This window comes from Nonomuraea sp. 10N515B (assembly GCF_052245915.1).
In the GTDB taxonomy this organism is placed as follows: Bacteria; Actinomycetota; Actinomycetes; order Streptosporangiales; family Streptosporangiaceae; genus Nonomuraea.
This window is the reverse complement of record NZ_JBQQBQ010000003.1, coordinates 242,995-269,769: the sequence shown is the minus strand read 5'-3', so window position 1 is coordinate 269,769 and position 26,775 is coordinate 242,995. Positions and strand designations below refer to the sequence as shown.

Genomic DNA, 26,775 nt, shown 5'->3' with positions numbered 1-26,775 from the left:
CGCGCCTGCGCGTCGGGGGCGGTGCCTACGCGTCGGGATCACGCGCGCTTGGCGCGGGCGGCGGCGCGGCCCCGGGTGGCCGCGTCGAGCACGACCTTGCGGATGCGCACGGCGTCCGGGGTGACCTCCACGCACTCGTCCTCACGGATGAATTCGAGCGCCTGCTCCAGCGACAACACGCGCGGCGGGATCACCTTCTCCGTCTCCTCGGAGGTGGAGGAGCGCATGTTGGTGAGCTTCTTCTCCTTGGTGATGTTCACGTCCATGTCGTCGGACCGCGAGTTCTCACCGATGATCATGCCTTCGTAGACCTCGGTGGTGGGGGAGATGAACAGGGTGCCGCGCTCCTGCAGGTTGAGCATGGCGAACGCGGTCACCGGACCGGAGCGGTCGGCCACCAGCGATCCGCTCGCGCGGGTGCGCAGCTCGCCGAACCACGGCTCGTACGAGTCGAACACGTGGTGCACCAGGCCGGTGCCGCGCGTCTCGGTCAGGAACTCGGTACGGAATCCGATCAGGCCACGCGCCGGCACCACGAACTCCATCCGGATCCAGCCGGTGCCGTGGTTCGTCATGTGCTCCATGCGGCCCTTGCGCACGGCCAGCAGCTGCGTCACCGCCCCGAGGTATTCCTCGGGGCAGTCGACCGTGAGCCGCTCGACGGGCTCGTGCACCTTGCCGTCGATGTCCTTGGTGACCACCTGCGGCTTGCCGACGGTCAGCTCGTAGCCCTCGCGGCGCATCTGCTCGACGAGGATGGCCAGCGCCAGCTCGCCGCGGCCCTGCACTTCCCAGGCGTCGGGCCGCTCGGTCGGCAGCACGCGCAGTGACACGTTGCCGACCAGCTCCTTCTCCAGGCGGTCCTTGACCATGCGCGCGGTCACCTTGCTGCCCTTGACCTTGCCGACCAGCGGCGAGGTGTTGGTGCCGATGGTCATCGAGATGGCCGGCTCGTCCACGGTGATCAGCGGCAGCGGGCGCGGGTCCTCGGGGTCGGCCAGCGTCTCGCCGATCATGATGTCGGGGATGCCGGCGATGGCGATGATGTCGCCGGGGCCCGCCTCCTCGGCCGGCTTGCGCTCCAGCGCATCGGTCATGAGCAGCTCAGTGATCTTGACGCGCTGGATCGTGCCGTCGGTGCGGCACCAGGCCACCTGCTGACCCTTGCGCATGACGCCCTGGTGGATGCGGCACAGCGCGATGCGGCCGAGGTAGGAGGAGGCGTCGAGGTTGGTCACGTGGGCCTGCAGCGGCGCGCTCGGGTCGTAGGTCGGCGCCGGGATGGTCGACTTGATGATGTCGAACAGCGGCTCCAGGCCCTCCGAGTCGGGCATGCCGCCGTCGTCGGGGCGGTTCATCGAGGCCCGGCCGGCCTTCGCCGAGGCGTAGACGATCGGGAAGTCGATCTGCTCCTCGGTGGCGTCGAGGTCCATGAACAGCTCGTAGACCTCGTCGACGACCTCCTTGATGCGGGCGTCGGGACGGTCGACCTTGTTGATGCACAGTATGACGGGCATCTTGGCGGCGAAGGCCTTGCGCAGCACGAAACGGGTCTGCGGCAGCGGCCCCTCCGAGGCGTCCACCAGCAGCACCACGCCGTCGACCATCGACAGCCCGCGCTCGACCTCGCCGCCGAAGTCGGCGTGGCCGGGTGTGTCGATGATGTTCAGGGTCATGCCGCCGTGCTTGACCGCGGTGTTCTTCGCGAGAATGGTGATGCCCTTCTCGCGCTCGAGGTCGTTGGAGTCCATGACGCGGTCGTCGACATCCTGGTTGGCGCGGAATGCCCCGGACTGCCAGAGCATGGCGTCGACCAGCGTGGTCTTGCCATGGTCGACGTGCGCGATGATCGCGATATTCCGCAGGTCGTCGCGGCTGTTCAAAGGCATGATGACGTCTCGCTCTGTGTCGTGGGGTCGGCCGCGCGAAGTCGCGACCACTTAAGTCTAGTTGATCCCCTCTCATGGCAAGAGCGGCACGAGATGACGGCGAGCGTAAGCGCGGGCGTCCTCGTCGTTGCCGAGCGGGGCCGCACCTCGGCTGCACCTGGGGCGCACCTCGGCTGTACCTGGGGCGCACCTCGGCTGCAGCTACATAGAGGGTTGCACATTTGTGCGCATGGCAATGGTCAGGCCGGTCCCTAGATTGTCGGCATGACGTGGACAGAGCTGGTTATGACGTCGGCGCCGACAAAAGGTGACCAGCCGGCGGTGAGCGACGTCAGGACCGGTGAGGTGTTGTCGTACGCCGCGTTCGTGCGCCGCGTCACGCGTGCCGCGGCGGGCCTGCGCCGCCACGGCCTCCAGCAGGGCGAGCACGTGATCGTCGACGTCCCGCTCGGTGTGTCGCTGCCCGTCGCGGTCCACTCCGTCGCCTGGGCCGGTGGGATCGCGGCACTCGGGTCCACCGGCAAGGCCCGCATGATGATCACCTTGCGCGACTACGATCCGGCGGCCGTCAAGGCCGATCGGGTCTTCGCCTTCCGGCCGGGACCGGGTGTCCGGCCGTTCGGTGAGTTGCTGGTCAGCGGTGCCGTGGACTTCGGTCCGCTGGCGGGTCCCGCGCTCACGCTCGACAGCGCGCGCGTCTTCGACCACATCGAGCTGGCCGGCGACCTGCGCAGGGTGGCCGCGCGCCTGGTGATCGGCACGGACGACGTGGTGATCAGCGCGGTCAGCGAGCCGTTCACGGGTCTGCGGGTGCTGGACCTGGCGATGATGGCCGGCGCCCACGTCGTGCTCGCGCACGACCCCAGCGTGGTCGGGTGCCGCGTGCTGGCCGAGGAACGCCGAGCCACCATGATCATCGCCCCTTACGACCTGGCCAGGCGGCTGCTCGGCGACCCCATCCTCGCGTTCGTGCGCGTCGTGGACGAGAGGGCGGTCGTCAGCTCACTCCGCCGGTGACCGCCCAGGGCCCGCGGTGCGGCCCTTGAGGTCGTGGGCTGTGAAACACTGTGCGAAAAGGGTGATCCTTCAGCGACGCAGGGTGACCAGATGCCAGAGCCCCCCAGGCACAACCTTCCCGCAGAGCCCAACCGGTTCGTCGGCCGCGAACGCGATGTCGACGATCTCCGCAGGTTGTTCGGCGAGACGCGGGTCGTGACCTTGTGCGGGGTCGGCGGCATCGGCAAGACCCGGCTGGCCCTGCGGGTCGCCGCGGGGCTGCTGTCCCGCTATCCCGACGGAGTCTGGCTGGTCGAGCTGGCCAGGCTGCGCCGGGCCGAGCTGGTCGTGCCGGAGATCGCCCGTGTGCTGCGGGTGCACCAGGAGGTCGACCGGCCGCTGCTCGACACCGTGACGGCCAGGCTGCGCGACCTGTGCTGCCTGCTGCTCCTCGACAACTGCGAGCACCTGGTCGACACGTGCGCCGAGGTGACGGCCGGGCTGGTGGCCTCCTGCCCGCGGCTGAGCGTCCTGGCCACCAGCAGGGAGCCGCTGCACATCGCCAGCGAGCTGATCTGGCGGGTGCCGCCGCTCGACCTGCCCGACGCGGAGAGCGCCGACGCCGAGTCCGTGCAGTTGTTCCTGGACCGGGCGGCGGCCGCGGGCACCAGGCCGGCCCCCGGCGGCCTGGCCGACGTCATACGCCTGTGCCGGGCACTGGACGGGCTGCCGCTGGCCCTGGAGCTCGCCGCGGCCCGTACGAGCCTGCTCAGCCCCGGGCAGATCGCCGACCGCATCGACGACCGCTTCTCGCTGCTCACCACGGGCGGCCGCACCGCCCCCGCCCGGCAGCGCACACTGGCGGCGGCCGTCGAGTGGAGCCACGACCTGCTGTCGGCCAAGGAGCAGGTGCTGCTGCGCCGGCTGTCGGTGTTCGCCCGGGCCTTCGACCTGGATCTGGCCGAGCAGGTCTGCGCGGAGCAACCCATCGCGCCCGCGGATTTCGTGGACCTGCTGGGCAGCCTGGTCGACAAGTCGCTCGTGTTGTGCGACGAGAGCCGCACGCGCTATTGGCTGCTGGAGACCATCAAGCGTTACGCGCTCGAACGACTCCAGCAGGCCGGCGAGCGCGATGCGCTGCGCGAGCGGCACCTCCACGTGCTCTGTGAGCTGCAGGCGCGCCACTTCGCGACGGAGATGGTCGAGCCCGGCGTGCCGTGGCGCGAACGCCTGCGGGCCCTCACCGCGAGCCGGAGCCTGCTCGACGATCAGCGGGTGGCGCTCGACTGGGCCGCCGAATCCGGGGACGTGTCACGGGGGCTGCACCTCTGCGCGACCAGCACCGGGCTGCTGCCGATCGGCGGCCTGACGGAGGTCGTCGCCTGGATCGAGCGCCTGCTCTCGCGCGACCTGTCCCGCGTGCCGGCCGAGCGGATCGCGCACGCCAAGGCGTACCTGGCCTATGGCCTGGAGGCGCGCGACGAGCTGAGCCGCTCGCTGGAGGTGGCCGAGGAGAGCCTGGCCGGGATGTCGCCGATGGACGCGTTCTCCCGCAGCGCCATACTCAACACCATCGCGACGGTGCTGCTCCGCATGGGCCGGGCCGACGAGGCGCTGCGCTACGCGGAGGAGGGCCTGGCCGTCGCCGCCCGCTCCGGCGACCTGTGGAACCAGGCGGCGGGGCTGGCCGGGCTGTCAGCGGTGGCCCTGACCCGCGGCCGGGTGCGCGAGGCCCAGCGGCACGCCGAGGAGGCGCTCGCCCGAGCCCGCGAGCACGGCCACCGCTGGATCATGGCCGGGGCCGCGGCCCAGCTCGGCGCGGTGGCCGAGGCGCGCGGCGACCTGGCGACGGCCGAGGCCCACTACGCGATGGCCGTCCCCTGGCTGCGGGAGCTGGGCAGCCACGCCGACCTGGCCCGCTGCCTGGCCAGGATCGGCCGGGTCGCGGCGATGTCGCACGAGTTCGGCCTCGCCAGGGAGCGGCTTGCCGCGAGCTTCGCGCTGAGCAGGGAGACCGGGCAACGCCGGGGGGTGGCCCGGTGTCTGGCGGGGCTGTCGGTGCTGGCGGAGCACGAAGGCGACCTGGAGGGCGCCGTGCTGGCCGCCGCGGCCGCGGCCGCGCTACGCGAGTCGATCGGGCAACATTCGCCCACGGTCAGGATCGAGGAGCTGCTCGGCAGGGCCCGTGCCAAACTGGGGGCGGGCCGCACCCTGTCGCTGTGGTCGCGTGGCCGGGCGATGAGCGCGGACGACGCCGCCCGCCACGTGCTGGAGGGCGAGCGCCCGGCGAGCGAGACTCCGGTGGCCGCCGAGCCCGTCAGGCACTCGCTCCTGACCGCCCGCGAGCACGAGATCGCCGGCCTGCTCACCCGCGGCCTGTCCAACCGGGCCATCGCAGAGGAGCTGGTGATCAGCCCGGCCACGGTCGCCCGGCATATCGCCAACATCATGGAAAAGCTCGGCTATACCTCCCGCGCGCAGATCGCCGTCTGGGCGGCCGAGCACTCCTCCAACCCGTCTGCATAGGCATCTGCATATTCCGCCCCATGTACGCATGAGACGCCCTCCCTACCGTGGGCGGCATGGATGAGCGCATCGTCATCGTGGACTCGGACACAGGACTGACGCTCACCGAGGAGCAGCTGGACGAGAGGTCAGCTGCCGCGATCATCCAGTTGCGGCGCAGGGGCGTGCGGGTGGGCGACACCGTGCTCATCTGCCTGCCGGTCGGGCCCGACCTGCTGGTGGCGGCCGACGCGGTGATCGCCGTGGGCGGCGTGGCCTGGCCGGTGCCGGCCGACCTCGAGACGTGGGCGCTCCATGAACGCATTGAGGCCAGCGGGGCCCGCGTGCTGATCTCCGACCTCCCACAGGCGCTGGAGGCGGCCGAGGAGTCCCGTGTGCGGATCGTCATGAGCGTCGCAGACCTCAGCGCCCTCCAGGCCGCCCGCGAGGCGGACGCCGAGCGAGCATAAGCTCGTATTCATGCCTTTCGCGCCCAACTTCCCCGTCATGCTCAGGACTGAGGACGGGGTTCGCATCGATGCCGCCCACACCCCGTCCGCGCGGACGGACCTCGGGATCGTGGTGGCGCACGGTTTCACCGGGTCGTGGCGGGAGCGTCCGGCGCGCCGCATCGTGCACGTGCTCAGCGGGTACGCCGGCGTGATCGCCTTCGACTTCCGCGGCCACGGGCGCTCCGGCGGCGAGACGACCGTGGGCGAACTGGAGGTGCTGGACGTGGAAGCGGCCGTCAGGCACGCGCGCGTGGTGGGCTACGAGAAGATCGCGGTGGTGGGGTTCTCCATGGGCGCGGCGGTAGCCGTACGGCACGCGGGGCTGCGTGGCGGGGTCGACGCGGTGGCGGCGGTGAGCGGCCCGGCCCGCTGGCACTACCGGGGCACCAAGCCGATGCGCCAGGTGCACTGGGCCATCGAGCAGCCGTTCGGGCGGTGGGCGGCCAGGGTGGCCAAGCGCACCAGGATCGCCCGCGGCCCGTGGGACCCGATCCCGATGCCGCCTTACGAGGCCGCCGCGCTCATCTCGCCGACCCCTCTGCTGATCGTCCACGGCGACGCCGACACGTTCTTCCCGCTGGAGCACGCGCACCAGTTGTACGCCGGCGCACGCGAGCCCAAAGAGCTCTGGGTCGAGCCCGGGTACGGCCACGCCGAGGCCGCCGCGACCCCCGCACTCATCGCCAGAATCGGCAAATGGATCTCCTCGAACTTTTTGTGAGTAAAACACGTCTACCTAGAGCGGATGGAAGGAAACCGCCGGGAGAAAGTCCCTGGGGAAGGAAACCGTCGATGCGGTGGACGTGGGACATACTTCAGTAGTCAGGCGGTCGCCCAGCGTCGCGGGGGCGCGCTGGGTGGCATCCTGCCCATGCCCGCCGTGGGCCCCGCGAGACACCGCGCGGGGCCCCGAGCAGGCAGCCTCATGGAGTGAGGCCAAATGAGCAGGGCCTCAGCCGAGCCGGGCGATCGACTTGTACTCCAGGTAGCTCTGCAGGCCCTCGGGCCCCAGCTCGCGGCCGACGCCACTGGCCTTGTAGCCGCCGAAGGGCGCGTTGGTCTCCAGCATGAAGCAGTTGACGCCGTAGGTGCCGGTGCGCACCTGACGGGCCACCTCCATGCCGCGCTCGGTGTCGCCCGTCCACACCGTGCCGGCCAGGCCGTAGTCGCTGTCGTTGGCGATCCTGACGGCGTCGGCCTCGTCCTCGTACGGGATCACGGCCAGGACCGGGCCGAAGATCTCCTCACGGGCGATGCGCATGTCGTTGGTGACGCCGGCGAAGACGGTGGGGGAGACGTACCAGCCGCGGTCGTGGGGTCGGTCGAGGCCGCCGACGACGACCTTGGCACCCTCGTCCATGCCGATCTTGATGTAGCCCTCCACCCGGTCCTGCTGCCGCTTGGCCACGAGCGGGCCGATGCCGGTCGCCGGGTCGGCGGGGTCGCCGACGGGCTGGGAGTTGACCATGTTCGCGATCGCCTCGACGACCTCGTCGTAGCGGTTGCGCGAGGCCAGGATGCGGGTCTGCGCCACGCACGCCTGCCCGTTGTTCATGAGGGAGGCCATCGACAGGAAGCCCATGCTGGCGGCCAGGTCGGCGTCGTCCAGGATGATCGCGGCCGACTTGCCGCCCAGCTCCAGGCTGACCCGCTTGAGCTGCTCGCCGCAGATGGCCGCGATGCGGCGGCCCGCCGCGGTGGAGCCGGTGAAGGCCACCTTGTCCACGCCCGGGTGGGAGATCAGGTGCTCGCCGACCTCGCGGCCGGCGGCCACGATGTTGAGCACCCCGGCGGGCACGCCTGCCTCGGCCACCCACTCGGCCAGCAGGTACGCATCCAGCGGCGTCTCCGGCGCGGGCTTGAGCACGACCGTGCAGCCGGCCAGCAGCGCGGGCGCCAGCTTGGTCATCGTGACGAACTGCGGGACGTTCCACGGCACCACGGCCGCCACCACGCCCACGGGCTCACGCCGCACCGTGACCGGGCCGAACAGCCCGGGCCGCTGCTCCTCCTGCTCGTACGTCTTGCCCAGCTCCGCGTAGTACTGCAGCATGCCGAGCGGCTGCGGCGCCTGCGCGAGGTTGGAGAAGGTGATCGGCGAGCCCATCTCCTCCGTGATGAGCTGGGCCATCTCGCCCTGCCGCTCGTTGTAGATCGCGGCCAGCCTGCCGATGACCTCGGCCCGCTCGGCGAACGTCATCCGCGGCCACGGCCCGTGGTCGAACGCCTCACGGGCGGCCGCCACCGCGCGTTCCATGTCCGCGGCCGTGCCCTCCGGCACCCGGCCGACGACCTCCTCGGTGTGAGGTGAGACGACGTCGATCGTTCCCGTGCCCGCCGGGGCCACCCATTCGCCCCCGATGAACAGCGTGTCGTGCTGGCGCATGTCGTGAGCCCTCCTGATGACCTAATGCTTGCTTGCTCGCGGGATATCCCAAGCCGACCGAACCATGTTCTGTCCGCGCACGCAAGAGGGGCGCGGCACCAGCGTGCCGCGCCCCTCAGGTGAGCGTCAGCGAGGATCGCCGAGCAGGTGCAGCATGGACCGCTTGATCAGGTCCGTACGCGCCGCTTGGTCGGTGATGCTCTCTGCGCCGAATCCGAGGTAGACGGTGTCCTTGGTGACGATGCCGCCGCCTTCCTCGAAGACCTGGTCGGTGCGGAACCAGTTGTTGACCGCTGAGGAGGAGCCCTCGGGCGCCGCCCCGATGGTCCAGCCGCCGAGGTCGGACTCGAACGAGGTCTCCTCCGCCGTCGCGCCGTCCAGCGTGACCTTGAAGTCGTCGAGGAAGACCCCCGCGCCCTGGGTGCCCCAGTCGCTGATGTAGGAGATGGACAGCTCGACCTGCTTGCCCGCGTACGGGGTCAGGTCGATCTTCCACTGCTGCCAGCCGGCCGAATTGCCCGAGGCGGCGTGCCACGCGCCGGAGGTGCCGGTCGGCTCACAGTTCGGTCCCTGGTAGCGCTGCGTGAACGGATGGATGGTCCGCCAGCCGTCGCCGCCGCTCGGCGGGTCGCAGCTGCTGCCGGTGGCCTGCGAGGTGTGGCCGTTGGCGTCGGGCAGCGTCGTCCAGTCGTCGCCGCCGGCCGTGCGGGCCTCCACGGTCAGGAAGTCCCACTCGCTCTCGGTGTCGTACGACGTCCAGAACGACAGGTCGCCGCTCGACTTGCCGGTCAGGTCGATGGTCTTGGTCAGCCGCTTCCACGAGACGTCCGCGATGCCGCTGTAGACGTCCCAGGCGCCGGTGTGCGGGTCGAAGGGGCCGCCCGGGCGTACCCACTTGACCTGCGCGGAGCTCTCGAACAGCGGGAACTGCTGCGCGGGCAGGATGGCCGAGGTGGCCACGAACGAGTTGGTGTGGCTCGGCTCCAGCGTGGCGTTGAAGCCGTCGAACCTGCCGCCGTTGCCGGTCAGCGGGTACGGCTGGCCGGTGTCGTGATCGGTGCCCGCGTCGTCGAAGAAGACGTAGGCGCCCAGGTAGTACTGCTGGAAGTCGTTGAACACCGGGATGCACGGCGGGTCGTCGGCCACGGCGCACTCGGACTGCGCGGGCTGGTCCGGCTCGTAGTAGTAGGAGCCGTTGTTGTTGGCCGCGTACGACGCGTACTTGCCGGCGTGCAGCAGCTTGCCGCCCTCGTTGAGGTAGTCGCGCACGGCGAGCTCGGTGTCCACGCCGCCCTTGGACGTGGTGCCGGGCACCTGGCCGGTCGAGCGCGGGATGATGTCGTCGCCGGTCTCCCAGACCACGGCCTTGTAGTGGCTGAGCACGCCCAGCGGGTGCGGGGCCTTGCGGCCCATCTTGTCCATGTCGTACACGTCGGAGGTGTAGCCGGCCGCCGTCAGCGCCGCGGTGTACTCGTCGGCGTATTTGGCCTCGGCCACGCCCTGGACGGGGCTGATGCCGGTGACGTCCTCGGTGGCCAGCACCAGCACCTGTCCGCCGATGTCGGACGCGACGGTGTAGGTGAAGTCGGCGCTCTTCTTCCCGATCGAGGTGAACCAGACCTTCACCTGGTCGCCGGGCTTGGCACCGGAGATCTTGCCACGCATCCAGTGGTAGTAGCGGTTGTAGCCCTTGCCGTAGCGCTCGCCGCCCTTCCACTCGCCGGTCGGAACGATCTTCGTACGGCCGCCGTTGACCTGGTAGTTCAGGAAGACCGGGCCGAGCTTGCGCTTGGCGTTGACCTGGACGACCTGGTCCTTGCCATGGCTGACCTCGAACGGGTCGAGCACGAAGTCGGGGGTCTTGTTGCCCAGGTGGCTCACCGGCTCGACGGGGTTGACCGCCGACTTGGCGACGTCGAGCGCGAACGGCACGTTCTTCTCGAACTCCGCCTGCACCAGGGCCTCGTCGTCAGGGAAGACGAAGCCGCAGCCGTCGCAGCCCTCGTTCAGCTCCGGCGTCCACGACAGCGTGCCGTACCGGAAGTGGGCCTGGTCGTTGGTGTCGCCGTTCGTGGTGTAGAGCTCGGCGCCGAGGTCGGGGTCGAAGCCGGGCACGGCCGGCTTGTCGTCGGTCCCGGTGAGCGCCTCGTAGATCGGGTTGTCGGCCGTCTCCGTGGCGATCTGCACGCCGATCGGGTAGAGCAGCAGCGGGCCGTAGGAGTGATAGTTCAGCTGCATCTCGAACCCGACGCGCTTGAGCAGGCCGTCCATGGCCTTGGTCTCCGGCTCGCTGGCCGGACCGGGGCCGCGGTAGGTGTCGCTGCTCGTGACGCTCGACGAGCCCTCTTCGTCATAGTGGAAGTTCGTGGGGAAGTTGCGGTTCGGGTCGACGCCGTCGCCGACCGCGATCTTGCCGTCGCCGTTGTTGTCACGCAGGTTCTTGCGCCACAGGCGGTTGCCCTCGGTGAAGGTGAAGTCGTAACCGTCGGGGTTGGCCACCGGCACGAACCACAACTCGGTCTTGTTGAGCAGGTCCTTGAGCGCGCCCTTGTTCGCGATCACGTGCTTCAGCAGCCGCATGTCGACCTCGGTGGTGATCCACTCGCGAGCGTGCTGCGTGGCGGAGAACAGGGTGGACGGCTTGAGGCCGTCGGGCAGCACCCGCGCGCCGGTGGTCACCTTGGCGGCCAGGATGTCCTTGCCCTGCACGGACTTGCCGATCGACTGGAGCTTGACGATGTCCTTGTTGGCGTTCGCGATGGCTTTGAGCTGGTCGGCGATGCCGCCCGGCTCGGAGTAGGACTTCCAGACGGTGTAGCCGCCGGCCGCCTGTGCCTTGGCGGCCTGCAGTTGGGTCTGGCCCTGGGGGTTGCGTACGGGCTCCGGCTTGAAGCCGAGTTTCCTCAGCCCGGCCACGTCCGCCTGGGCGGCGGTCAGCTCCACGTGCTCCTTGTCGCCCTTGGTCTCGTGCTGGACGACGTCGAAGCCCTTCTCTCTGAGCGTCTGGGCGGTGCCTGGCGCGCTTTCGAGCTGGTAGAGCTCTATCTGGTCGCCGGGCGGCAGCGGGTCGGCGGACACGGAGGTGGGGGCGGCCACGAGTAAGGTGCCTAAGCCGAGGATCACGGCGGCGGCGAGGTTCGTTGATCGAGACAACAGTCTGCCCCTTCGCAGAGTCGATTCGATCGCCATCTCAAACCGTTGGAGCGATCTAGGCAAGACCTAATGTTTTAGATCCGCGTTAACTACGGCAAAGGGTGCCAAACCTCGCCAAAGGTGCGGCAGTTCGGTCGTTCGGATGACAGGAATCAAGATCATCTTCTATAGTTTCGGTCCGTCTATGAGGGGAGGGACGGGTGTGAGAATCTGGCGGTTCGCCGTTCTTGTCGCCGTCCTCTCCGGGCTGCTCGGGCTCCACTCGCCGCAGCCGGCGTCGGCCGATCCCAGCCCTGCTGAGCTGCGCAAACTCACCAAACAGGCGGCCCGGCTCAACGAGCTCTACCGCGGCCAGATCCAGAGCCTGGAGGAGATCAGGATCCAGGCCAAGCGGGCCACCGAGACCTCGAGCGGTCTGCAGGCCAAGCTCGCGGCCGCGCAGGCGGACGTGGGGCGCATCGCCCAGACCGCCTACATGGTCGGCCCCATCGACGGCATCCAGCTCTTCGGTATGACGGCTGAGCCGCATCAGGTCCTCGGCCAGGCGGCCAACATGACCTACATGGCCACCGAGCGGACCGAGCGCGTCAAGAGCATCCAGAAGCTGATCGAGGATTCCAAAGAGGCGAAGCTCAACGCCAATGACAAGATCGAGAAGCTGAAGAAGGAGATCAAGACCCTCCTGGGCAAGCGCGACGACATTCAGCGCCTGCTCAACAAATACGGCTTCCAGCAGCCCGGCGGCGCGGACGGCCTGACGCCGCGCATGGTCCAGGTGCGTGCCGAGATCATGCAGAACTTCCCGATGAAATACGGTGTGGGCTGCCTGCGCCCCGGTGACCCCGGCGAGCACGGCAAGGGCCGGGCCTGCGACTTCATGATGTCCCGGGGCGGCACCATGGCCGCCGGGGCCGACGCCGCCAACGGCGACGCCCTGGCCGACTGGCTCATCAAGAACGGCTCCAGGCTCGGCGTGATGTACATCATCTGGAAGCAGCGCTACTACGACATCCGCTCAGGGGGCGGCTGGGATCCGATGTCGGACCGCGGCGGGGTCACGGCCAACCACTACGACCACGTTCACGTGTCGGTGTTCTGACCCCGCAGGAAGTCCCTCAGCCACGCGTAGGACGCCTTCGGGGTGCGGCGCTGGGTGGCGAAGTCCACGTGCACCAGGCCGAAGCGCTGGTGGTAGCCCTCGGCCCACTCGAAGTTGTCCAGCAGCGACCAGACGAAGTAGCCGCGGACGTCCACGCCCTCCGCCATGGCCTGCCGCATCGCGGCGATGTGGCCCTCCAGGAACGCGATGCGGGCCGCGTCGTCGAGCGTGCTCGTGTCGTCGTTGGAGCAGCCGTTCTCGGTGATGAGGATGGGCGGGAGTGCGGCGCCGTACCTGGTCTTGAGTCCGGTGAGGAGCTCGCGCAGGCCGTCGGGGACGATCGGCCAGCCGAACGCCGTCGTGGGGTAGCCGGTGATGCCGGCGTCGGTGAACGGCAGGCCGTCCGACGTCGGGGCGGCGATGCGGGTGGGGTTGTAGTAATTGATGCCCAGGGCGTCCAAGGGTGTGGCGATGACGTCGAGGTCTCCGTCGCGGACGACGTCGAGGGCCGGGACGTAGGCCGACAGGTCGGGATATTTGCCGAGAAGGATGGGGTCGTTGAACAGGCGGTTGTGCAGGATGTCGTAGGCCTCGGCCGCCCTCAGGTCGGGCTCCTGCTGGGAGGCGGGCCAGACCGGGGTGCAGTTGTTCGTGATGGCCACCTGGCGCACCCCCGCGGCTCGCAGGGCGCGCACCGCCAGCCCGTGGGCCAGGAGCTGGTGGTGCGCGGCCGGCAGGGCGCCGGTCAGCAGGGCCTGGCCGGGGGCGTGCACCCCCATGGCGTAGCCGAAGGCCATGTGCACGAACGGCTCGTTCAGGGTGATCCACAGAGGGACGCGGTCGGCGAGGCGGGTGGCGACGATGGCGGCGTACTCGGCGAACATTTCCGAAATTTCGCGATTCAGCCACCCGCCGCGGTCCTCCAGGGCCTGGGGCAGGTCCCAGTGGAACAACGTGGGCACCGGTTGGATGCCCGCCTCCAGCAGGGCGTCCACGAGCCGTTCGTAGAAGTCGAGACCCTTGGCGTTGGCCGGGCCCGAGCCGAGGGGCTGGACACGCGGCCACGCGATCGAGAACCGGTAGGCGTTCACGCCGAGGCCGGACATCAGGGCGACGTCCTCGCGCCAGCGGTGGTAGTGGTCGCACGCCACGTCGCCGGTGTGGCCGTCCCTGGTGCGGCCGGGCTCGTGGCTGAAGGTGTCCCAGATGGAAGCGCCTCTGCCGTCCTCGGCGACGGCGCCCTCGATCTGGTAGGCGGCGGTGGCCGTACCCCAAAGGAACATGACAGCCTCCCGGTAGATGCGAGTATGGCTCATGTTATCTGAAGCCCAAGTGACTCCCTTTACCTCCTGGTAATACGCCAGGATGGGGGCATGACGAGTATCTTGCGCCGCCGTCCCGCCCAGCGCCGCAGCGTGGAGCGGGTGGAGCGGATGCTCGACGAGTGCGCGTTGCTGCTCGACGAGGTCGGATATGAGGGACTGACGACGAAGGAGGTCGCCCGCCGGGCCGAGGTGCCGATCGGCACCTTCTACCAGTTCTTTCACGACAAACAGGGATTGGTGCGGGCGCTGGCGCTGCGCAACCTCGACGCGTTCCTGGAGCGGATCACCGAGCGCATCGCCACGGCCGAGCTCGGCCACTGGACCGACCTGGTCGACCTCGCCATCGACGAGTTCGTCGACATGAAGCGCACCACGCCGGGGTTCGCGGTCATGGATTTCGGCGAGGTGCTGGTCGCGCCAGGGGGGCCCGCGGTCCCGGGGACCGATCGCACGCTCGACGGGGCGAGGGACAACAACGCGATCGTGGCCGACCGGCTGCGTGCCCTCACGATGGAGGTGCTTGACATGCCCGCGGGGCCGGGGCTCGACCGGGCGCTGGTGGTGGCGGTCGAGGCGACGGACGCGGTGCTCAAGCTCGCCTTTCGCGTCGACCCCCGAGGCGACGCGGCGCTGATCGCCGAGTGCAAACAACTGGTCCGCCGCTACCTCTCCGACCACCTCCCGTAACCACCACCGGCACCCGCCCGCCCGCCGCCCCCGCCACGGAGACCGGCCACACGCGGGCTCCGCCACGGCGAGACCGGCCACACGCGGGCTCCGCCACGGCGAGACCGGTCGCAACGCGAGCTCCGTCACGGCGAGACCGGTCGCAACGCGAGCTCCGCCACGGAGAGCGGACGCATGCGGCGGGCCGCCGCCCCGTAGCCTGAGGGCGGCGGCGCGGGGCCACACGGCTCAGGCCGGGGCGTCCAGGCGGGCGCGGAGGTCCGGGTCCAGCTTCAGGTCCGTGGCGCCGATGGCCTCCTCCAACTGCGCCATCGTCGACACGCCGACGATCGGGACGATGCCGTCGGCCATCAGCCAGGCCAGGACCACCTGGTTCGGGGTGGCGCCCAGCTCTTTCGCCACCCCCTGGAGGACAGCGAGGCGGGCGGTGGTGCCCGAATGGTCGTAGATCTCGGAGATCGGCCGGTCGGGACGCGTGTACGCGCCGAACATCAGCGTGTTGTACGCCCACAACGTCATGTCCGGCTCGGCGGCCAGGTAGTCGAGCAACTCGTCCGTCACCAGCGTGTGCCCCGACTCCGCGGGCTTGGTGAGCGGCCGGGGCCGCAGGTACGTATGCCGCAGCTGCACGTACGTGTACGGCATCCACCCGCGCGCCGCCGAGACGTTCCTGGCCCGCTCCAGCCGCCAGGTCGCCACGTTGCTCGCGCCCAGGGCGCGCACCTTGCCCTGCACGGCGAGCTCGTTGAAGGCCGCCAGGGTCTCCTCCAGCGGCACGGACCGGTCCTCGATGTGCGCCCAGTACAGGTCGATGTAGTCCGTCCCCAGCCTCCGGAGGCTGCCTTCCGCGGCCCTATCGATGACGGGCGCCGACAGGCCCTCGGCGGAGTCCAGGGTTTTGTCGCCGGGGACGGTGGGCCGCCCCCCGGCCTTCGTGCTGATGAAGATCTCGTCCCGGTTGCCGCGGGCGGCCAGCCAGGCACCGATGGCCTGCTCGCTCTCGTCGCCGGTGCAGCCCTCCACCCAGAACGGGTAGTTGTTGGCGGTGTCGAGCATGGTGCCGCCCGCCTCGTGGAACCGGTCCAGGATGGCGAAGGTGTCCCGCAGATCGACGCCGGTGCCGAAGTGAATCGTGCCGAGTGCGATGTTCATGGCCCCGACTCTGGGAGCTGGAGTGCACTCCATGTCAAAGCGGTTGACCTGGAGTGGACTCCAGGTGGGAAACTGGCTGCGTGAGCGAGCGTAGCGAGCGAACCAATGGACACAGCACGGTCACCGTGATGCGACCTCCGCAGGAGGTCGCATGACGGTGTATACGCCTGCGGAGGCGGTCGAGGAGACCGGCTTCAGTCTCGACACCCTGCGTTACTACGAGAAGATCGGCTTGCTGGAGCGGGTCACCAGGAACGCCTCCGGCCAGCGCAGGTTCACTCAGGACGACATCGGCTGGCTCGGCATGCTGCGCTGCCTGCGTGACACGGGCATGCCCATCGCCACGATGCTGCGCTTCGCCGAGCTCGTCCGCGCGGGAGACCACACGATCCCGGATCGGATCAAGCTGCTGGAGGAGCACGACGGGCACGTCCAGGCGCAGATCGCGAATCTGGCCGAGCGCCAGCGCTACATCCACAACAAGATCTCCTACTACCGCAGCGTCATGTAGACCCGCCTTTGCCATCCGGCCGATAGACCAAGATCCATGGCCGGAGCGAGGGCCGGACGGATCAACGTGTCGCTGCGCCGCGTTGCCATGGTGGGTGCGGCGATGTTGTTCGTGCTGTTGGGCCACATCACGATCGTGCAGGCGTTCGGGTCCCAGGCGCTCAACGCCGACCGCAGGAACGAGCGGCCACTGCTCGCCAGGTTCGGCCACCCGCGTGGCGACATCCTGACCTACGACGGCACGGCCATCGCCACGAGCCGCCCGGCCGGCGGCGGCCCGTACCTCTATCAGCGGGTCTACCGGCACGGCGAGGTCTACGCGCCGGTCACCGGGCACCTGTCGCTCTACCGCTCCTCCGGCATCGAGCAGGCGCAGGGCGCGGTGTTGTCCGGTGACGACGCCAAGGTCAAGGTCCGGTCGCTGGTGAGGGACGGCGGCGTCGAAGGGGCCGACGTGCGGCTGACGATCAGCGACCGGGCGCAGTGGGCTGCGTACCAGAGCCTCAAGGCGGTGGGCGTGCCCGGGGCGGTGGTGGCGATCAACCCGGCGACGGGCGCCATCCTGGCGCTGGCCTCGTACCCGTCGTACGACCCGAACGTCCTCACCACGTTCGACCGCACCCGGCTGGCCGAGGCGGCGCGGGGGTTGCGGCGAGCGCCCGGGCGGCCGCTGCTGAACCGGGCGCTGCGCCAGACGTATCCGCCGGGCTCGACGTTCAAGCTGGTGACCACGGCCGCGGCACTGGGCTCCGGCGAGTACAACCCGGCCGGCCTGGTCGACGCCCCGGCGCGGCTGCCGCTGCCGGGGACCTCGGCGTACGTCCGAAACGATCCCGGCTGCCGCGACACCCGCCCGACGCTCCTGTACGCCTTCCAGGTCTCCTGCGATACGGCGTTCGCCACCATAGGGATGCAGCTCGGCCAGGACATCCTGCGGGACCAGGCGGAGGCCTTCGGGTTCAACGAGGAGAGTCTGGCGATTCCGGTGGCCGCGACGCCGAGCAGGTTTCCTACCGCTCCGGCCATGACGCGCGCCCAGACGGCGCTGGCGGCCATAGGGCACCACGAGGACAGGGCCACGCCGCTGATGATCGCCATGTTGTCGGCGGCCGTGGCCAACGACGGGGTGCTGATGCGGCCGTACCTGGTGGAGGAGGTGCGCCTGGCGGACGGCTCGGTCATCAACCGGGCCGGCCCCACGCCGTACCGCACGGCGGTGCCGGCCCCGCTGGCCAGACATCTGGCGGCGATGATGACCACGGTGACGCACGCGGGCGGCACAGGAACGGGCGCGGCCATCCCTGGCGTGGAGGTGGCCGCCGAGACCGCCATGTCACGGGCCGTCCCCGGTGCGGAGGACCACGCGCTGGTCACCGCCTTCGCACCTGCCGACAAACCAGAAGTGGCGGTGGGGGTGGTGCTGGAGCACCCGGGCGCCCGGGCCGCCAACGCGGCGCCGATCGCGCGGGCCGTGATCGAGGCCGCCTTGGCGTGAGCGCCCGCCGGCGGTAGGCCCTGGCGTGAACGCCCGCCGGCGGTAGGCCCTGGCGTGAGCGTCGGTCAGCGGTAGGCCCTGGCCTGGAGGGAGTAGAGGTCGGCGTAGAGGCCGTCGAGGGCCATGAGCGTGTCGTGGTCGCCTTGCTCGGTGACCTTGCCGTGGTCGAGGACGTAGATGCGCTCGGCGTAGCGGACGCTGGCCAGGCGCTGGGTCGCGCGGGCTCGAGTGTGCCTACGGGCACCAACAGTTCACCATCGATTATCGAGAGTAGTTGCTCGAATACGCATAGTAATATCTGCCTCGTCTACATATTGCCTTCTGCATCGTCGTATGGCCATGTCAATGCATGTGCGGCCCCCTTGCGTAGCTCTACGGTTGGGGACGCCGCGCAGCCTAGGGGGCCGGACATCTTCGGAGGGGTGGGTGTCCGGCTCCGGGCGCGCGGCAGCGGGCTCGAGCCGCGCAGGGCTCGGGCCCGCCCAAAGCACAGAGGCCTCCATAGATCGGTGGACGCTGCGCCGTCCGGGGCGGTCGTACGTTGGCGGATATGCAGCCCGACGCCTCGGCCACCGTGATCAACGAGGTGTTCCACCGGGCCTACGAGCGCGGTGACCGGCCGGCGCTGGTCGACCTGCGCGGCGGCCACGTCTACGGTTATCGGCGGCTGGTGACCGAGGTGACCAGGGCGGCGTCCGGGCTCGTGCGCGGGGGCGCCAGACGCGACCAGGTGGTGGCCGTGCACGTTTCGACGGCGGGGGCGCAGACGCTGGCCGTGCACACGGCGCTGGCGGCCGGAGGGGTGGCGGCGCCCGTCGACCCCGCGCTCGGCGCCGAGGACATGGCCGCCTGGCTGCTGGCCTGCGACGCACGCACGCTGATCACCACACCCGACCTGGCCGAGACGGCGAGGCAGGCGGCGCGCGGATCCCAGGTGCGGCAGGTCGTCTCTCTCGGTGCGGCGCTCGAGGCGATCGACTTCCGCACCCTGCTCACGCTGGAGCCCACCGCGCTGCCCGCGCTCGACGCCGCGCACCAGGACGCGTTGCTGCTGGCCGACGGCCGCCGCATGTCGCACGCGGCGCTGCTGGCCAGGATGGCCGAGTTCGACCGGCCCGTACGCCTGGCCGAGTCCGACGTGGTGCTGACCACGTGGCGGCCCGACGGCGGCTGCGACCTGCTCGCCCTCGTCGGTCTCGGCATGTCGAAGGGCGCTCTGGTGGTGGCCGCAGGTGATGATCTACCCGGCGGCATCCACGACTTCGCCGTCACCGTGGTGGCGGGCACCGAGGGCAGGCTGCAGCGCGTCCGCGGGAGCGGTCAAGGGGTGGCCCTTTAAGGAGTGGCAGGGTGGAGGAGCGGCTCGCCGCGCACATAGCGGGCCACGTCCGCGGCCACGATCGCGGCCGCCTTCATCGCCGTCTCCTTGCTGGCCCCGGCCAGGTGCGGGCTCATGATCAGGTTTGGCGTCGTGAGCAGGCGTGAGCCCGGCGGGATCGGCTCCTCGGGGAAGACGTCCATCGCGGCGCCGAACAGGTGACCGGAATCCAGCGCGTCGCACATCGCGTCGTAGTCCAGCAGCGCGCCACGGGCGCAGTTGACCAGGACCGAGCCGCGCGGCATGGTGGCGAGCTCGGCCGCGCCGATCATGCCGACGGTCTCCGGGGTGGCGCGGGCGTGCAGGGAGACGAAGCGGGAGCGGCGCAGCAGCTCGTCAAGCTCCACCCGGCCGGGCACGTCGACGTACGGGTCGTGGACGAGGACGCTCGCGCCGAAGCCCTCCAGCATGCGGGCCACGCGGCGGCCGATCGCGCCGTAGCCGACCAGGCCGACCGTGCTGCCGTCCAGCTCGGGGCCGACGTTGTCGTACATGTAGTAGTCGCCCCGCCACACGCCTGCGGCCAGATCGGCGTGTGTCTGGGGGATCCTGCGGGTGGCGGCCAGCAACATGGCGAGCGTGTGCTCGGCGGTGGCGACCGCGTTGCGGCCGGGCGCGTACGTCACCGCCACGCCGGCCTGCGCCGCCGCCTCCAGGTTCGCGTTCACCGGGCCGCCCCGGCTGACGCAGAACAGTCGCAGGTCGGGAGAGGCGTCCAGGACCCGCTTGGTCAGGGGAGCCATCTGGGTCACGCAGACCTCGACGCCGCGGAGCGCCTCGATCAGCTCGTCCTCCACGTCCGAGGCCTCGTCCACCTCGCCCACCCGGCCGAACGGCTGCACCGGCCAGGGCAGCGTCAGCTCGCGGATGTCCACCTCGCCGGGGACCTCGCGCCTGAGCGCGTCGATGAGCAGGCGGTTCTGGACGAAGTGGTCGCCTGCGACAAGGACTCGGGTGGTCAACGAACGGCTCCAATCGGGGAGTTGTACTGCAGCAACGCGGCCCGCCCGCCCTCATCACGCAGACGCAGCTCGGTCAGCGCGCAGTTGTCCAGACGCGGGAACAACCGCCGGTACTCGCCGAGCGGCACGCCGATCAGCCGGCACAGGGTCAGCCTGATCGCGGTCGTGTGCGCGACCACCAGCACCCGGCCGCCGGGATCGGCGGCGGCGATGTCGTGCAGGGCCGCGACGAAGCGGGCGGCGGCCCCGTGCGGGTCCTCGCCGCCGGGCAGCGGGTGCCCGCCGGGGTCGGCCTCGAAGGCGGCGCGTGCCCCGGGGAACCGTTCGGCCATCTCGGCCGAGGTCAGGCCCTCTCCCTGGCCGAAGTCCAGCTCGCGCAGCCGGGGGTCGGTCCGGAGCGCCACGCCGGCTTTGGCCGCGCTCGCCTCGGCGGTGATCCTGGCGCGGCTGAGTGTGGAGGACCACACCGCCGACAGGCCCGCTCGTGCCGCCCATTCGGCCAGTTGGGCGGCCTGGGCGTGGCCGCGGGGGGTGAGCTCGATGTCGCTGACGCCGGCGTAGCGGTTCTCGGCGTGCCAGACGGTCTCGCCGTGGCGGACGAGCACGAGGTCGGTCATCGGGCGGTCCTCTCGCGGGCGTGTCGCGCGGCCTGCTCCTGAAGCCAGCCGCGTCGTTCCAGCTCGGCGACGAAGCGCAGGTACGGCTCACGCAGGTCGGTGCGCGACGGTTCCACTGTCGCGCGGGTCCTGATCATCCGGCTGGGGTCCCCGCCGGCCAGGACGGCCATGCCCAGCGCGGGCTCGGCGTTCTCGCGCAGCGTCACGGGACGTCCCAGGACGTCCGCCCTCAGCTGGTTCCAGAAGGCGCTGCGCGTGGCGCCGCCGGTCAGGATCACCTCGCCGTCCACGGGAGCGCCGAGGAGGTCGAGGTGGTCGAAGCAGAGGCGCTCGACGAAGGCCGCCCCGAGGAGGATGGCCGCATAACGTTCGACGTCGTCGGCCGGTTCGCCGAGCGTGAAGGACTCGGCGGCGGGCGCGTCGAACGGGAAGCGCTCACCGCGCGACACGAGCGGGTAGGTCACGGGCACGAAGAGGGGCCCTTCGGATGTGACGCCGAAGCGCGCCGCGGCCTGCGTGCTCAGCGCGTCCAGATCGCGGCCGGGCAGGTCGCGGGTCAGGGCGCCCGCGCCTGTGCTCGAAGCGCCGCCCGGCAGCCAGGAGCCGTCGGGGGCGCGGTGCGAATACACCACGCCGAGCGGGTCGTGGAGCAGTTCCTTCGTCACGCCCTTGAGCACCAGCGTCGTGCCCAGCACCGAGTTCCAGCTGCCGGTCCGGGTGGCGCCCGCGCCGAGCTGGGCCGCGCAGCCGTCCGTCATCCCGGCGATCACCGGTGTGCCCGCCGGGAGGCCGGTCTCCTCGGCGGCCGCCGCGCAGACCACCCCCAACTGGGTGCCCGGACGTACGACCTCGGGGAGGATCTCCGGAGGCACCAGGTCCAGCACTTCGGCGGGCCAGCGCTCCTCGATCAGGTCCACGCCGGTCTTGAGCGCGTTGCTCAGGTCCGTAGGCACCTCGTGCCCGACCAGCCGCCTGTTCACGAAGTCGTTCTGGTGTGCCGGCCGGGCCCCGGCCGGAGCGTCCCTGAGCAGCCACAGCAGCTTCGGCAGCGCCCAGTTGGGCTGCATCCGGCGGTAGCCGAGCCGCTCCCACACCCGCGCGCCCACCTCGTTGACCCGTTCGGCGTCGGCGCGGCGGTCGTCGTACATGAGCGCCGGGGTCAGCGGCCGGCCGGCCGCGTCCGTGAGCAGGATCGTTCCAGAGGTGGCGGCCACGGCCACGCCCGCCACCAGGGAAGAGGGCACGTCGCGCAGCGCCTCGCGGGTGGCGGCGGCCAGCGCGCGCCACCACTCCTCGGGGTCCTGCTCGTGGCGGGGCCCGTCGCGGCGGCTGGTCAGCGGGCGACCGGCCGCGCCGAGCACCTCGCCGCCCTCGCCGACGGCCATCGCCCGCACGCTCTGCGTGCCGAGGTCGATGCCGATCCAGACGCTCATGAACGGCCCCTCAGCTCGCCCAGCAGCGGCCACGAACCGGCGTTGGCCTCGCGCAGGGTCAGGAAGTCGGCGAACATCCGCGCGTAGAAGTCCTGCCGCCCGGGGTCGGGCTCGATCGCGTCGCGCAGGCGTACGTGATCGGCGGCCGCCGCGGCCACCGACGGCGCGGCGCCCGTCGCGGCCAGGCCCACCAGGTACGCGCCCCGCGCCCCCACCTCGGCGTCGGCCGAGCGCCGCACCGGCAGCCCGGTGACGTCGGCGATCATCCCCAGCCAGGCGGCGTTGGCCGACCCGCCTCCGCACACGCGCAGCTCCGTGGGCGCGGCGCCGGTGGCCGCCAGGCAGTCCTTGATCACCATGGTGAGCCCTTCGAGTGCCGCCCGCGCGACGTGCTCACGGCCGTGTTCGAACGACATGCCGAGCATCGCGCCCCGGGCAAGGGGGTCGGTGAAGGGCGCCCGCTCGCCGGCCGGCGACAGGTAAGGCAGGAACGTCAGCCCGCCCGCTCCCGGCGCGCTCAGCCCGGCGAGCTCGCCCAGCTCCGCAGGCTCGCGCAACCCCAGCAGGCGGCACGTCCACTGCACCACCTCCGTGCCCGCGAACGTGGGGAACGCCCGCAGGTAGCCACCGGGCAACGCGATCGTGACGCCGATCGGCTCGCCGTCCAGCTCGGGAGAGCCGACGACGACCTCGGTGCACAGCGTGGTCCCGAGGATGCCGCACGCCTGCCCGGGCGCGACCGCGCCCGCGCCCAGCGCCGTCGCGGCGATGTCGTACGGAGCCATGACGACCGGCGTCCCCGGGGTCAGCCCCAGCGCCCGCGCCGCATCCGGGGTGAGCTCGGCGACGGGGCAGGAGCGGACCGGTGGAAGGAGCCGCTCGGCCTGCTCCAGGCCGAACAGGGTGAGCAGGTCGGGGGAGTACGCCCGTGCCCGCAGGTCCATGAAGGGAGCCGAGGCGTCCGACTCATCCGCCACCAGCTCCCCGGTCAGCTTCGCGAAGATCCAGCCGCCGCAGGTGAGCATGGCGGCCGACCGGTCCAGCCGCTGGGGGTCGTGGGCGCGCAGCCAGGTCAGGATCGCGTGCGGCAGCCCGGAGGCGGCCGAGGAGCCGTTGATCCGGAAGGCCGCCGCGGCCCGTCCCTCCCGCGTCCAGGAGTCCACGGTCGCCGCCGCGCGGGCGTCGTTCCACAGGATGGCCGGGCCGGTGGGCTCGAGATCCGCGCCGACCAGCCAGCAGCCGTCGCCCTGGGCCGTCACGGCCAGGAAGTCGACGTCCCCGGTCGCGACCTCGCGGACCGTGGCCGCGACCGCGTCCCAGACCGCGCGCATGTCCTGCTCGGCGTGGCCGGGCGCGGGCCTGGACACCACGGTTTCGCGCCGGGCGACGGCCGACTCCGCGCCCGCGGCGTCGTACGCGACCGCCTTGATGACGGTGGTCCCCGCGTCCACGCAGATGATCGCCATCAGGCCCTGCCGTGGGAGGTCCTCGACCGGCGCGACACGGAGTCGACGATCACCGCCAGCAGCAGCACCGCGCCGGTGACCACGAACCGGATCGAGGAGTCGAGGTTGAGCAGCGTGAGGCCGCTGGAGATCGACTGGATCACGATGATCCCGAGCAGCGCGCCGAAGGCCGTGCCGCGCCCGCCGAACAGGCTCGTCCCGCCGATCACGGCCGCCGCGATCGCGTTGAGGTTGACGTCGCCCGCGCCGCTGCTCTGGTTGGCCGCCGCGAGCCTGGCCGCGGCCAGGATGCCGCCGACCGCCGCGAACGTCGAGCACAACACGAACACCGAGGTGTAGATCGCCTTGACGTTGATGCCCGCCCGGCGTGCGGCCTCCACGTTGCCGCCCACGGCGTAGACCGCCCGGCCCCATTTCGTCCGCGACAGCAGGTAGTGCATGATCAGCACGAGCGCGACGAAGAAGACGAACATCCAGCCCACGCCGCGCGTCTGGCCGAGATACCAGACCACGAAGGCCAGCACCGCCAGCAGCGCCACGCTCCTGAGCGCCAGCGTGGACACGCTCCTGGCCGACAGCCCCGCCCGGCGCCGCTCCCGCGCGTGCAGGTAGCCGCTGGCGAACAGCCAGACCGCGGCGATCACCGCGAACGTGTACGACAGCCAGGCCGGCACGAAGTCCAGCTGCGCGAAGTTCACCAGTCCCGAGTCGAACGGCAGGTTGATCGACCCCTTCGTGCCCAGCACGTACAGCTGGAGCCCGAGGAAGCCCAGCAGACCGGCCATCGTGATCACGAAGCTCGGCACACCGAACCTGTTGAACAGCTGCCCGTACACCCAGCCGATGACGGCGCCCATGATGACCGAGGCCGCGACGGCCAGCCAGACCGGCAGCCCCTCGCCCACGAACAGCACCGCGAGCACCGCGCCCGACAGCCCGCTGACCGAGCCGACCGACAGGTCGATCTGGCCCACGAGCAGCACGCACACGATGCCGAGCGCGATGACGCCGACGGCGGCCGATTCGAGGGTGAGGTTCACCAGGTTCGCGCTGGACAGGAAGACCGGGTTGAGCACCTGCAGAACCGTCCAGATGACCACGAGGCCGACCACGACCGGGATGACGCCCAGGTCGCCGCCGCGGGCCCGCTCGACCACGTCGGCGAGCGCGCCGCGCAGCCCGTCGCGGTCTTGGAGCCGCTCGTCCTGCCGGTCGGTCGCCGTGCTCATGGCCTCACCCGGTGAGGCGGGCTCGGTCGCCGCATGCCGTCGCGTGCTCATGAGGGCTTCCTTTCCTGCGCCCGAGCCGCCCGCTGGGAGACCGCGTTGTCGCTGGCGCCGGTGATGGCGGCGATGATGTCCTCGGTGGAGACCTCGCCCACGTCGAACACGCCGTTGTTGCGGCCGAGCCGCAGCACCGCCACGGTGTCGGCGACGGCCTTCACGTCCGCCATGTTGTGGCTGATCATGATGACGCCCAGGCCGCTCTCCCGCAGCCGCTCGACCAGGTTGAGCACTTCGGCCGTCTGCGCGACGCCGAGCGCGGCGGTGGGCTCGTCGAGGATGATGACCTTCGGGTCGCCGAGCAGCGACCTGGCGATGGCGACCGTCTGCCGCTGGCCGCCGGACAGCGCCGCGACCGGCACCCGCACGCTCGGGATCTTGGCCGAGAGCTGACGGAGCAGCTCCCACGAGCGGGTCTCCATGGCCACGTCGTTCAGCCGCAGCGGGCGGACCTCCTGGCCGAGGAACAGGTTCTGGATGACGTTGAGGTTCTCGCACAGCGCCAGGTCCTGGAAGACCGTGGCGATGCCGAGCTTGTGCGCGGCGGCCGGCGTGGGGATGTCGACCTCGCGGCCCTCGAAGGTGATCGTGCCGGAGTCCTGCGGGTGCACCCCCGACAGGATCTTGACCAGCGTCGACTTGCCCGCGCCGTTGTCGCCGACGACCGCGACGACCTGACCGGCGGCCACGTCGAGGTCCACGCCGGTGAGTGCGGCCACCGCGCCGAAGGTCTTGCTGATTCCGCGGAGCGAAAGAACGTTCATCACTTGATTCCGAGCTCGGCACAGCCCTTGGCATACGCGCCCGTGCAGATCTCGGCGGCCTTCATGATGCCGCTGTCGAACAACACTTCCTTGATGTTCTCCTTGGTCACGACCGTGGGGGTGAACAGCTCGGACGGCGTGTTGTAGAGCGTGGTCTTGCCGGCGGGCTTCTTGCCCTGCATGAATTCCCAGGCCACGTTCGCCGACGCCTCCGCCACGATCTTGATGGGCTTGGAGATCGTGTTGTACTGGTCGCCGGCGATGATGCGCTGCGCGGCGGCCGGCTCGGCGTCGTTGCCGGTGATCGGCGGCACCTGCACACCCGCGGCCTTGAACGCGGCGATCGAGCCGCCGCCGGTGCCGTCGTTGGCCGCGACCACGCCGGCGATCTGGTCCTTGAACTGCGTGATCTGGCCGCTCACCCAGGTCTGCGCCTTCTCCGGCTGCCAGTCGGGGGTGTCGTACTCGGCCAGCAGCTTGAAGCCGCTCGGGTCGACCGCGCTGTGGATGCCCTTCTTGATCAGCCCGGCCGCGGCGTCCGTCGGGGAGCCGTTGACCTGGAGGATCCCGCCCTCGGCGTTCTCCTTCTTCAGGTGGTCCACCAGGGACTGGGCGATCATCGCGCCGATCTTCTCATTGTCGAACGAGATGTAGTAGTCGGCCGGTGTGGCCGGGATGGGCCGGTCGTAGGCGATGACCGGCACCTGCTGCGACTGCGCCGACTTGACGATGGTGGCCGCGGCGGCGGAGTCGACCGGGTCGAGCACGATGGCCTTGACGCCCTGGGCGAGCGCGGAGTTGGCCTGTTGCTGCTGCTTGGCGGCGTCGGAGTCGGCGTTCTGGTAGATGACCTCACAGGTCGGGCAGAGCTGCTTCATCTTCGCTTCGAACAGCGGCTTGTCCTGCAGCTCGTACCTGGTCGACGCAAGGTCGGGCATGAGGAAGGCGACCTTGGCGTTCTGCAGGTCGCCGCCGGTGTTCCCGCCGCCAGTGTTACCGCCGGCTGAGCCGGAGCCTGAGCCGCACGCCGCCAGCGTCGAGGCCAGCACTGCCACTGCGGCGAACGCGGAGGTCCGCATCTGAGCTCTGTTCACGGGATTCGTTCCTCACTCGCTATGTCCTCGCGGACGGATCCAAACGCTCGCTGCCCCCGAGACACGGGC

General features: G+C 70.6%; 21 protein-coding genes. 9 read left to right on the top strand and 12 right to left on the bottom strand.

Annotation, left to right across the window (positions count from 1 at the left end):
- Window positions 1-38 precede the first annotated feature (38 nt).
- Window positions 39-1,889, bottom strand: coding sequence for a translational GTPase TypA (gene typA, locus ACTWQA_RS05765; RefSeq protein ID WP_443158238.1), 1,851 nt, complete (start codon window positions 1,887-1,889; stop codon window positions 39-41).
- Window positions 1,890-2,153: 264 nt separating this feature from the next.
- Between typA and ACTWQA_RS05760 the strand changes: the two genes are divergently transcribed.
- The 4 genes from ACTWQA_RS05760 to ACTWQA_RS05745 all read left to right on the top strand — a co-directional run bounded on the left by ACTWQA_RS05760 (window position 2,154) and on the right by ACTWQA_RS05745 (window position 6,623).
- Window positions 2,154-2,906: an AMP-binding protein gene (locus ACTWQA_RS05760; RefSeq protein ID WP_443158237.1), complete on the top strand. Its 753-nt coding sequence runs from the start codon at window positions 2,154-2,156 to the stop codon at window positions 2,904-2,906.
- Between the two features lie 90 nt (window positions 2,907-2,996).
- Window positions 2,997-5,411: a LuxR C-terminal-related transcriptional regulator gene (locus ACTWQA_RS05755; RefSeq protein ID WP_443158236.1), complete on the top strand. Its 2,415-nt coding sequence runs from the start codon at window positions 2,997-2,999 to the stop codon at window positions 5,409-5,411.
- A gap of 56 nt (window positions 5,412-5,467) precedes the next feature.
- Complete coding sequence (locus ACTWQA_RS05750; RefSeq protein WP_443158235.1) at window positions 5,468-5,860, top strand: AMP-binding protein; 393 nt, start codon at window positions 5,468-5,470, stop codon at window positions 5,858-5,860.
- A 10-nt stretch (window positions 5,861-5,870) separates the two neighbouring features.
- Entirely contained in the window at window positions 5,871-6,623 is a 753-nt protein-coding gene (locus tag ACTWQA_RS05745; RefSeq protein WP_443158234.1) for an alpha/beta hydrolase, read from the top strand.
- 231 nt (window positions 6,624-6,854) lie between these two features.
- On the opposite strand, the gene ACTWQA_RS05740 is transcribed toward ACTWQA_RS05745, so the two are convergent.
- On the bottom strand, window positions 6,855-8,288 hold the full coding sequence (locus ACTWQA_RS05740; protein ID WP_443158233.1) for an aldehyde dehydrogenase: 1,434 nt from the start codon (window positions 8,286-8,288) through the stop codon (window positions 6,855-6,857).
- 126 nt (window positions 8,289-8,414) lie between these two features.
- Complete coding sequence (locus ACTWQA_RS05735; RefSeq protein ID WP_443158232.1) at window positions 8,415-11,441, bottom strand: M14 family zinc carboxypeptidase; 3,027 nt, start codon at window positions 11,439-11,441, stop codon at window positions 8,415-8,417.
- A gap of 202 nt (window positions 11,442-11,643) precedes the next feature.
- On the opposite strand from ACTWQA_RS05735, the gene ACTWQA_RS05730 reads away from it, so the two are divergent.
- Window positions 11,644-12,540, top strand: a complete 897-nt coding sequence (locus ACTWQA_RS05730) for a coiled-coil domain-containing protein (RefSeq protein WP_443158231.1) — start codon at window positions 11,644-11,646, stop codon at window positions 12,538-12,540.
- Here ACTWQA_RS05730 and ACTWQA_RS05725 read toward each other — a convergent pair.
- Window positions 12,522-13,823, bottom strand: coding sequence for a GH1 family beta-glucosidase (locus tag ACTWQA_RS05725; RefSeq protein WP_443158230.1), 1,302 nt, complete (start codon window positions 13,821-13,823; stop codon window positions 12,522-12,524). The two genes, ACTWQA_RS05730 and ACTWQA_RS05725, sit on opposite strands and share 19 nt — an antisense overlap.
- 90 nt (window positions 13,824-13,913) lie before the next feature.
- Here ACTWQA_RS05725 and ACTWQA_RS05720 point away from each other — a divergent pair, with 90 nt between their 5' ends.
- Entirely contained in the window at window positions 13,914-14,552 is a 639-nt protein-coding gene (locus ACTWQA_RS05720) for a TetR family transcriptional regulator (RefSeq protein ID WP_305916583.1), read from the top strand.
- A 228-nt stretch (window positions 14,553-14,780) separates the two neighbouring features.
- Here ACTWQA_RS05720 and ACTWQA_RS05715 read toward each other — a convergent pair whose 3' ends face one another.
- Complete coding sequence (locus ACTWQA_RS05715; RefSeq protein ID WP_443158229.1) at window positions 14,781-15,704, bottom strand: aldo/keto reductase; 924 nt, start codon at window positions 15,702-15,704, stop codon at window positions 14,781-14,783.
- A 151-nt stretch (window positions 15,705-15,855) separates the two neighbouring features.
- Here ACTWQA_RS05715 and ACTWQA_RS05710 point away from each other — a divergent pair, with 151 nt between their 5' ends.
- From ACTWQA_RS05710 to ACTWQA_RS05700, 3 genes are all read left to right on the top strand, one after another.
- The gene (locus ACTWQA_RS05710) at window positions 15,856-16,215 is read left to right on the top strand and encodes a MerR family transcriptional regulator (RefSeq protein WP_305916809.1); all 360 of its coding nucleotides are present in this window, start codon (window positions 15,856-15,858) and stop codon (window positions 16,213-16,215) included.
- A 36-nt stretch (window positions 16,216-16,251) separates the two neighbouring features.
- Complete coding sequence (locus tag ACTWQA_RS05705) at window positions 16,252-17,709, top strand: penicillin-binding transpeptidase domain-containing protein (protein ID WP_443158228.1); 1,458 nt, start codon at window positions 16,252-16,254, stop codon at window positions 17,707-17,709.
- 550 nt (window positions 17,710-18,259) lie between these two features.
- Complete coding sequence (locus ACTWQA_RS05700; RefSeq protein ID WP_443158227.1) at window positions 18,260-19,048, top strand: AMP-binding protein; 789 nt, start codon at window positions 18,260-18,262, stop codon at window positions 19,046-19,048.
- Here the strand turns inward: ACTWQA_RS05700 and ACTWQA_RS05695 are convergent.
- The 7 genes from ACTWQA_RS05695 to ACTWQA_RS05665 are packed head-to-tail and all read right to left on the bottom strand — an operon-like array spanning window position 19,045 to window position 26,706.
- Complete coding sequence (locus tag ACTWQA_RS05695) at window positions 19,045-20,049, bottom strand: 2-hydroxyacid dehydrogenase (protein ID WP_443158226.1); 1,005 nt, start codon at window positions 20,047-20,049, stop codon at window positions 19,045-19,047. The two genes, ACTWQA_RS05700 and ACTWQA_RS05695, sit on opposite strands and share 4 nt — an antisense overlap.
- On the bottom strand, window positions 20,046-20,666 hold the full coding sequence (locus ACTWQA_RS05690; protein WP_443158225.1) for a histidine phosphatase family protein: 621 nt from the start codon (window positions 20,664-20,666) through the stop codon (window positions 20,046-20,048). Before ACTWQA_RS05690 ends, ACTWQA_RS05695 begins: the two co-directional genes overlap by 4 nt.
- Window positions 20,663-22,099, bottom strand: a complete 1,437-nt coding sequence (locus tag ACTWQA_RS05685; RefSeq protein WP_443158224.1) for an FGGY-family carbohydrate kinase — start codon at window positions 22,097-22,099, stop codon at window positions 20,663-20,665. Before ACTWQA_RS05685 ends, ACTWQA_RS05690 begins: the two co-directional genes overlap by 4 nt.
- The gene (locus ACTWQA_RS05680; protein ID WP_443158223.1) at window positions 22,096-23,565 is read right to left on the bottom strand and encodes an FGGY family carbohydrate kinase; all 1,470 of its coding nucleotides are present in this window, start codon (window positions 23,563-23,565) and stop codon (window positions 22,096-22,098) included. Before ACTWQA_RS05680 ends, ACTWQA_RS05685 begins: the two co-directional genes overlap by 4 nt.
- Window positions 23,565-24,845 (bottom strand): sugar ABC transporter permease, encoded by a 1,281-nt coding sequence (locus tag ACTWQA_RS05675; protein ID WP_443158222.1) that lies wholly within the window; start codon window positions 24,843-24,845, stop codon window positions 23,565-23,567. Before ACTWQA_RS05675 ends, ACTWQA_RS05680 begins: the two co-directional genes overlap by 1 nt.
- Window positions 24,842-25,612: an ATP-binding cassette domain-containing protein gene (locus tag ACTWQA_RS05670; protein WP_305916573.1), complete on the bottom strand. Its 771-nt coding sequence runs from the start codon at window positions 25,610-25,612 to the stop codon at window positions 24,842-24,844. The genes ACTWQA_RS05675 and ACTWQA_RS05670 overlap by 4 nt, the downstream gene beginning before the upstream one ends.
- Window positions 25,612-26,706: an ABC transporter substrate-binding protein gene (locus ACTWQA_RS05665; protein WP_443158221.1), complete on the bottom strand. Its 1,095-nt coding sequence runs from the start codon at window positions 26,704-26,706 to the stop codon at window positions 25,612-25,614. The genes ACTWQA_RS05670 and ACTWQA_RS05665 overlap by 1 nt, the downstream gene beginning before the upstream one ends.
- Window positions 26,707-26,775: the final 69 nt, after the last annotated feature.